Source organism: Bacteroidota bacterium (assembly GCA_016183775.1).
Lineage (GTDB): Bacteria > Bacteroidota > Bacteroidia > JABDFU01 > JABDFU01 > JABDFU01.
The window spans coordinates 1-8,318 of sequence record JACPDY010000147.1; the positions used below are offsets into that span (position 1 = coordinate 1).

Sequence of the window (8,318 nt, forward strand, 5' to 3'; positions counted from 1 at the left end):
TGTGCATTACTGAGCTCTGCCATTGTTTTTATTTACAAATCTCAGCTCGATTACATCTCCAAAATCGCCTCCATCAATAATATTACAAAGAACTAATTGTTAAATACTTAAGCCTTGTTTATATTTTTGAGATGGCTTCTAGTATTAAACGGTTTGAAGAAATATAATCGCGGCATAATAATTCAATACAAAAAACCTTGAACATTGAACCAGAAACTTTGAACACTCCTATTTATTGACCAGCAATTTGAATCCCTTGCCGTGAATGTTTATTATCTCAACTTTAGGATCATCCTTTAAATATTTACGCAAGCGGGTAACGAACACATCCATACTCCGGCTGTTAAAATAATTGTCGTCTTTCCATATCGCATTCAACGCGAAGTTCCGGTCAAGCACATCATTTTTATGCAGGCAAAGTAAACGAAGCAATTCTGCCTCCTTTGTTGTCAAACCTTGCTCCTTCTTCCCCATCTTCAATTTCTGATTCTCATAGTCAAATTGATAATGGCCTATTTCAAAGAACTTAATGGTATTATCCGCAGTAGTTTGATTTTTTGTCCGTCTTAAAATCGCGTTCAACCGGAGCAATAATTCCTCCATGCTGAATGGTTTGGTAATGTAATCGTCCGCGCCTACTGTAAAGCCTTCAATTGCATCTTCTTTCATCGACTTGGCGGTAAGAAAAACAATAGGAACCGATTTGTTCTGCGCACGAATTTCTTTAGCCAGTGTAAATCCGTCTTTCAAAGGCATCATTACATCAAGCAGGCAGAGGTCGTACGAATTCTTTTTAAACAGATCGAATCCTTCCTTGCCGTTTTTAGCCCAGGATGTATCGTAGTTCTTTGCCTCGAGGTATTCCTTGAGCAGGTTACCGAGATTGCTGTCATCTTCGGCTAATAATATTTTTGTTTTTTCTTCTGCCACCATGAGAACTGATTTTGTTAGATTTCTGTTTGTTTATACGGCAGGTGAATAGTAAATGTACTGCCCTTGCCGGGTTCGCTATCCACATGTATCTGACCATTATGTTTCCCGATCACCGCTTTTACATAACTGAGACCAAGACCAAAACCCTTAACGTTATGAATGTTGCCGGTCGGAACACGGTAAAGTGTATCAAATATCTTTTTCTGATTTTCCTTACTTATACCAATTCCATTGTCCTTTACCGAAACAGCGATTCCATGTACACTATCTTGTGTAGAGACTTCAATACGGGGCTTTTGATCAGTATATTTCAGTGCATTGTCAATAAGGTTGAAAATAATATTGGTGATATGAACTTTGTCGGCCTGGATAATTGTTTTGCCTGCATTGAGATATGTGATGATCTCACCCTCCTTTTTATCGACCTGTAATTTGATATTGCTGATCGATTGCAATACGAGCTGGTGTATATCCACATCCTGTATTTTCAATTTAAACTCTCCTTTGTCAAGGATCGCTGTTTGTAAAACATTCTCCACCAAAACGCCTAACCGCTTGTTTTCATCACTGATCATTTTTATATAATTGCCGGTACGCTCAGGAGTTTTGTTTACACTACTATCATTTAATACCTCACAAGCGAGTGATATTGTGGAGATCGGAGTTTTAAATTCATGTGTCATGTTATTTATAAAGTCATTCTTTATTTCAGATAGTTTTTTCTGCCGGAGTATTGTTGAAATAGCGTAATAGAATGAAAATATTAACACCAGAATAAGTACTGCCGAACCGCCAAGCATGAACCATAATGTATTAAGAATATAATTTTTCTGATTCGGAAAATGTATCGCAAGGTAAAGCGGCTCAATGAAAATATTGTCGGGAGTAAGATTAACCCTGTACTTTGAATACAACAGGTTCATTTGCTTACTAGAAGGATTATTGATAATCGCATTATTTAACACGCCATATCGAAATCCCGCATTGACCCCCCTTTCGTTTAACTCATTTTTAACAAGTGAGTCGAGCAGGACGGTGTCGATCTTTTGCTTATAATCATTATATACATTAACACTTACCAGTTCATCAAAAATATCATTTACAACATCTGATTTGTGTGTGATCCAGCGATAGCGCTCATCTGAGGAATCTATTCCCTTTACATTCAGCGAATCATGCGCCCACAATGAACGGATATCAAATGACCGATCTGTAAGCGAATCATCTGTAAAATTTTTTACCCGCCTTTTTTTAACTACTACCCCATTCGAATCCGACAAGTACTCTTCATAAATTTTTACGTGAACCTTTTTGTCAGTAACCTGCATTTTATTCCCATCAAAGATCGTATCGTAAGTTATCTGGGCCGTACTTTTCATTGAATCATTTTGCATCAGCCACCGTATCCCCTGCTTTCGGAAATTCAGCTTGCGGGTGATCTTAGCGGCTGTTGATGTCTTTTCAAATTTATATACGACGTTATTTAATGCCTCATTCACACTTTGGTCGAAATGCTCCTCTTTTAATTCAATAGCATTTTTAACCCAATACAGCTGTGTAAGAATAAGCCCAACAAGAGCAACGCTTATTAAAATTATTATAAACTGTATGTTTCGTTTGTTCATGGCCTCACCCCCGACCCTCTCCTTTAGAATAGGAGAAGAGAATAGTACAAATTTAACCTAAGCATTCACATACCCCGCATGCTTAACTTTTTTTAACAAATCTTAACCGGTCGTTAACAGGGCTGCCCGGGTAGTTGATGTAGTTTTGTGGTGTTGATGCTCAACTAATAAATTTTATAAACCGTCTCTCTCCTAACACCGGCGCACTGTTTGGCTAGGGACACAAAAAATTAACTATGAAAACGAGCAAAATTACAAAATCAGTTATGGTGCTTTCATTGGCAACATTAACAGGGCTAACAGGATGGTCTCAAACCTGGATAAGTCCAAACAACCATCAAATGAAGGTTAAAACTATTACGATCATTGATGGAGATACAACCATTAATGAGCAAACTATTGATCAGGGAGAACTTAAAGACCTCGAAAAAGATCTTGATAAACTCAAAGGTAAAAATGTGAACGTAATGGTTCTGGCGGCGGCGGGCACTGACAAAGCCTTGCCAAACATGGATAGTCTGATGAAAAACATAGAAGTATTCACAAAAGAAACGGGTGATGAAAAGGATCAAAAAAAGAAAGTGAAGAAAGTGATCATCAATAATGACGTTACCAATACAAGCGCTTATAGCTACAATTTCGACACTGAAGATGCTGAACCAGGAGATATAGTAGTTAAAGAGATACGAAATGAATCGAAGGACGGCAAGTCGGAATGTAAAAAAGTAAAGGCAGTAAGTTGTATCAAGGTTATTGAAACTCAAAACACCAAGAACTCCACTCCCACCGGAACAAAAAATGAACTAAAGCTTGAGACATTGAATTTTTATCCGAATCCCTCAAACGGAAAGTTTTCATTGGAATTTGAAACAGGAGATAAAAGCCCGGTTGCTATAACCATTACTGATGTTACAGGGAAACAGGTTTACGCCGAAACCCTTAAAGGAGAAGAAAAATACAAACGTGAGATCGATCTGAATTCGGAAAGCAAGGGTGTATATGTGATCAACCTTCAACAAGGCAAACGATCTGTGGCAAAGAAAATCATCATCGAGTAAATTACCTCCTTTTGTGCAATTTCGATGGTGTTTAAGAGGCGCCCCGGACGGGACGCCTCTTTTCATTCCATTTACCTCAAACCTGTGCGAAAGGCAATACCAACCATACTCATTATGAGCAGTATTTTTGAGATGGATTATACTCAAATTTTACCTATTTTTAAAATCGTTTACAGGATTGTACGCAGAAGGATTCAGGTAAAAAATATATGCAACAGATCAAAAATTATATTAACGGTGAATTAATTGCTCCTGTTGGCACTCAATACATCGACAATTATAATCCCGCTACAGGAAAAGTATATTCATATATTCCCGATTCGGACGGGAAAGACGTACAATTGGCATACGAAGCCGCGGCAAAGGCTTTTCCGGCCTGGTCGCTCACTTCCAAAGAAGAACGCAGCAAACTATTGATCCGCATTGCAGACCTTATTGATAAAAATCACGAAAAACTTTCGCGCGCCGAAAGCACTGATAACGGCAAACCCATTCAATTAGCTCGTGTAGTGGATATACCACGGGCGGCAGCCAATTTCCGTTTTTATGCTACAGGTGTTTTACATTTATCAAGTGAAGCGCAGATCATGGAGGATACTGCCATCAATTACACTTTACATGAACCGGTTGGTGTGGCGGGCTGCATATCGCCCTGGAATTTACCTTTGTATTTATTTACCTGGAAAATAGCTCCTGCTCTTGCGGCCGGCTGCACAGTAGTAGCCAAACCATCGGAAATAACACCGATGACAGCCTATTTACTCAGCGAATTATGTATTGAGGCGGGATTGCCTAAGGGTGTTTTAAATATTGTGCACGGGTACGGACATAAAGTCGGTACAGCGATAACCGCTCACCCAAACATCCCTGTTATTTCATTTACAGGCGGCACTAAAACCGGGGCCGAGATTGCACGTGTGGCAGGGCCTATGTTTAAAAAACTTTCGCTGGAACTCGGCGGAAAAAATCCCAATATTATTTTCGCTGATTGTGATTTTGAACAGATGTTGAAAACAACAATACATTCTTCGTTCTCAAATCAGGGTGAGATATGCCTTTGCGGCTCACGCATTTTTATTGAGCGTCCATTGTATGAAAAATTTAAAAAAGAGTTTGTGGCAAAAGCCCGCGAGCTAAAAGCCGGCGATCCTGCTAACGATAAAACACGGCATGGCGCAATTGTATCGAAGCAGCATAAGGAAAAAATATTATCGTATATAGAATTGGCGAAACAAGAAGGCGGTAAAATTTTGTGCGGAGGAAATGAAGTTAAACTCAGGGGAGATTGCGCGGATGGCTGGTTTATTGAGCCAACAGTAATTGAGGGACTGTCCTATAACTGCCGCACCAACCAGGAAGAAATTTTTGGCCCGGTTGTAACCCTTACTCCTTTTGATACAGAAGGTGAAGTGTTAGGCTACGCTAATAGCACGCAATACGGCCTTGCAGGAATTATATGGACAGAAAATTTAACACGCGCGCATCGTATGGCACAGCATCTGCAATCCGGCATTATATGGATCAACTGCTGGCTGCTGCGTGATCTGCGCACTCCTTTTGGAGGACTAAAAAATTCAGGCGTTGGCCGTGAAGGAGGTTTTGAAGCGCTTCGCTTTTTTACGGAACCGAAAAATGTGTGTATAAAACTAAAATAATTTTAAAATACAGGTCGCCCCCGATGAGGCGACCTGTATTTTTGTACATATTAATTTCATTTAAAAACATTCTCCGCCTAAGGCGGAGAAGTATGGAGGGGGCCTCATGTTAGATAAAAACGGTATTGCCAAACGAATTGCCAAAGAATTAAAAGATGGATATTATGTAAATCTGGGAATTGGTATTCCCACACTTGTGGCGAATTATGTTCCAAAAGGATTGAACATTATTTTTCAATCCGAGAACGGATTGCTTGGAATGGGACCATTCCCTTACGAAGGGGAAGAGAGCGCCGACCTGATCAATGCCGGGAAACAAACCGTTACCGCATTACCGGGGGCCTCTATTTTTGATTCTGCCACCAGCTTTGCTATGATACGCGGACAACACGTACATCTTACTGTACTTGGTGCGATGGAAGTGAGTGAGGAAGGTGATATTGCCAACTGGAAAATACCCGGAAAAATGGTGAAAGGCATGGGCGGCGCGATGGACCTTGTCGCTTCGGCTGATAATATTATTGTGGCCATGCAGCATGTGAACAAAGCAGGTGAATCGAAACTTCTGCCAAAATGTACCTTGCCATTGACGGGGGTGCGTTGCGTGAAAAAAATTGTTACCGAGCTGGCAATGCTTGATGTAACACCCCAGGGCTTTAAATTACTGGAACGTGCTCCGGGTGTTAGTGTTGAGCAAATTAAAAATGCTACTAAAGGGAAGCTGATTATTGAAGGGGAGATACCGGAGATGAAGTTGGATTGAATTGTGTCTGCTGTTTCAGCAAATGTACTACTACGCTCATTGCCTGGGCGGCATTTGGCCCTTTGAAAGCATCGTAAAATAAGCGTTTTGATTAATAAATTGTCGCATAAGCCCGTAGTACTCAGTATCTTCAGAATATTCGCAATTCATTTACGCTATTAAACCCAGCTTATGCAGTAGAAGGCGAAGAATGAGCCGAACTATTTATGCCCTTTTCGGGTATCTGCATTAGTTGGGTTTATTCCGACTTAGAAAATCAACCTTTTCGATGAAACAAAGTGCAGCCGAAATGGTTGATTTTCTTAATCGCTATGCATTAGATCTTTTCTAATGCATAGTTTGGGTTAAATAATTGCGTTTCGTGTTATACATCAGCAAATAACTTCTCTTGTTTGCATCATTTAAATACGAACGGCTCACCAGAGTTTCCATAAAGGGTTGTCTTTCTAAAAATGGATTCAACAATTTTTCAACTCTACCTTCTGTTACGCCTATTCTTTTGGCAAATTCTGTAAAGTCACTTTTAGAAGGATGTCCGTTTTTTTTGTATTCCTCACTTTTAAAATTATCAGCAAACAATCCTTTGTCCAATGCAAAATCAGAATCGTCAACGTGCAGTTTTGTATTTACCAAATCATAAGCAGGGCTTAACAGGTAATCACCTTTGGATGATTCCAACAAGGAAAAATTTTTCAAGTGTGCATCCCCATTTGAGAACAAGAAGTTGAACGCCACCAACGAAAAATATTTTTCTATTTCCACTCTCCAGGCCGGAACATGATTTTGTATCAGCATTCCAGCTTCTTCATAGCTGTATTCATATTTGAAACCGGCCCCTGCATTGTCTTTGGTTTTACCCGTCAGCGTTGCAAAATCTTCTTTGCCCCACTTTCCGCCTTCTTGTTTTACATCAAATCGTTTGGTGATGTAAGCCGGCGAACCATTCTTAAAAAATATCATGGCATTTTCAGCCGTGTTTAACCCGTAAACCTGCTTTGCTATTTGCATTGTGAGATGTTCGTTTGCCGGAACCTGGTCAACCTTCTTTAAATCTCTTGGTATGGGTTTGAGTATGTAAGTTCCCTGCTCTCCTTCGTTTGTCAAACGCAACATATTTTTTTCAAGAAGAAAACTTAACTTTTCCTGCACCCCCGATATGGATATGCGCTTGCGATTTTCCATAAACTGCTCTGCAACTTCTTCGTTTTGCTGTGGCTGTTCATAGGGCAAAACATGACTTACCTTTTTACCGCCAAATAAATTCCGCAAACAACCCGGACTGTATGTAGTAAAACCTACAGCCAAAGTTCCGGGACAATATTTCAATTCATCTACGTTCATTTTGCTGCTATTGGTTTTACTGTTACGGCTCCTATGGTATCATACTGCGCCGTTGCCATCAGCAAACCGAAATTATCTTCCTCATCAATCCGCAATTGCGTGCATTGCAGCTTTCTGTTTACGCCTTCACTTAGCATGTTAAAGAAAAATGGAAACAAAAATTCGCTGCTGTATTCCTTTTGAATTTTCGGAAGCGTTAAACTGATAGCCGGTTTATTAGCGTCATTAAAATATGTGTCATCATACCTGAACACAAAATGCTGACGATTTTCTTCTGTCAATATTCCGGCTAAAGTTCCGTTGCGGTATATTTCCATTGCTCTCATTTACTCAATGCTTCTTTTTAATTTCAAGCGTGAGCTCCATTCCCAACACTTCGGCCAATTTGTTCAGCACATCCAATGATGGATTGCCTTGTCCACGTTCCAGCTTATACAAAGTATTGGTACTCACTTTTGCCAGTTCGGCTAAGTGTGGTTGGGTTATTCTCAACTCCTTTCGTCTAGCCTTTATGCTTTCTCCAAATTTCTTGGCTAACATTATGGTGTGATTTTACAGGCAAAAGTAGTTTTTATTTCCTGATTTAGCAACAAAAATCACATTATAATATGATTTTAACTTATTTTTTAAGATTAGTGTCAGGACACAAACATCTGACCGCGATAAAAAAATGTTACTGAACTGGCTATGCTCGATGTAACTCCTCAGGGCTTTAAATTACTGGAGCGAGCTCCGGGAGTTAGTGTTGAGCAAATTAAAAATGCTACCAAAGGGAAATTGATCGTTGAAGGGGAGATACCGGAGGGCCACCGCATCAAGATTTTAACAATTCTTCAAGATAATCATTTCGCCATCCAGCCTGAAGTCTTCGTCTTTTAAGGCTTCTTTTGTCACCTTTGTATGCCCGAATAATGTTTAAGGCGATTTTTCTGACCAAAGAAAA

General features: G+C 39.8%; 8 protein-coding genes and 1 pseudogene. 4 read left to right on the top strand and 5 right to left on the bottom strand.

Annotated features, from left to right (window positions below):
- Window positions 1-228: 228 nt before the first annotated feature.
- Window positions 229-933: a response regulator transcription factor gene (locus tag HYU69_16295; protein ID MBI2271903.1), complete on the bottom strand. Its 705-nt coding sequence runs from the start codon at window positions 931-933 to the stop codon at window positions 229-231.
- A 14-nt stretch (window positions 934-947) separates the two neighbouring features.
- Window positions 948-2,558 (bottom strand): HAMP domain-containing histidine kinase, encoded by a 1,611-nt coding sequence (locus tag HYU69_16300; GenBank protein ID MBI2271904.1) that lies wholly within the window; start codon window positions 2,556-2,558, stop codon window positions 948-950.
- A gap of 236 nt (window positions 2,559-2,794) precedes the next feature.
- On the opposite strand from HYU69_16300, the gene HYU69_16305 reads away from it, so the two are divergent.
- From HYU69_16305 to HYU69_16315, 3 genes are all read left to right on the top strand, one after another.
- Window positions 2,795-3,616 (top strand): T9SS type A sorting domain-containing protein, encoded by an 822-nt coding sequence (locus tag HYU69_16305; GenBank protein MBI2271905.1) that lies wholly within the window; start codon window positions 2,795-2,797, stop codon window positions 3,614-3,616.
- 209 nt (window positions 3,617-3,825) lie between these two features.
- Complete coding sequence (locus HYU69_16310; GenBank protein MBI2271906.1) at window positions 3,826-5,271, top strand: aldehyde dehydrogenase; 1,446 nt, start codon at window positions 3,826-3,828, stop codon at window positions 5,269-5,271.
- A gap of 106 nt (window positions 5,272-5,377) precedes the next feature.
- On the top strand, window positions 5,378-6,034 hold the full coding sequence (locus HYU69_16315) for a CoA transferase subunit B (protein ID MBI2271907.1): 657 nt from the start codon (window positions 5,378-5,380) through the stop codon (window positions 6,032-6,034).
- A gap of 327 nt (window positions 6,035-6,361) precedes the next feature.
- On the opposite strand, the gene HYU69_16320 is transcribed toward HYU69_16315, so the two are convergent.
- Genes HYU69_16320 through HYU69_16330 form a run of 3 tightly spaced genes read right to left on the bottom strand, consistent with a single transcriptional unit; the run spans window position 6,362 to window position 7,915 of the window.
- Window positions 6,362-7,375, bottom strand: coding sequence for a HipA domain-containing protein (locus HYU69_16320; protein ID MBI2271908.1), 1,014 nt, complete (start codon window positions 7,373-7,375; stop codon window positions 6,362-6,364).
- Window positions 7,372-7,701 carry a HipA N-terminal domain-containing protein gene (locus HYU69_16325; GenBank protein ID MBI2271909.1) on the bottom strand — a complete coding sequence of 110 codons (330 nt, stop codon included), beginning with the start codon at window positions 7,699-7,701 and terminating at the stop codon, window positions 7,372-7,374. Before HYU69_16325 ends, HYU69_16320 begins: the two co-directional genes overlap by 4 nt.
- A gap of 4 nt (window positions 7,702-7,705) precedes the next feature.
- Window positions 7,706-7,915: a helix-turn-helix transcriptional regulator gene (locus HYU69_16330; protein MBI2271910.1), complete on the bottom strand. Its 210-nt coding sequence runs from the start codon at window positions 7,913-7,915 to the stop codon at window positions 7,706-7,708.
- Window positions 7,916-8,041: 126 nt separating this feature from the next.
- On the opposite strand from HYU69_16330, the pseudogene HYU69_16335 reads away from it, so the two are divergent.
- Window positions 8,042-8,179, top strand: a pseudogene (locus HYU69_16335) (succinyl-CoA--3-ketoacid-CoA transferase).
- The last annotated feature ends 139 nt before the right edge of the window (window positions 8,180-8,318 follow it).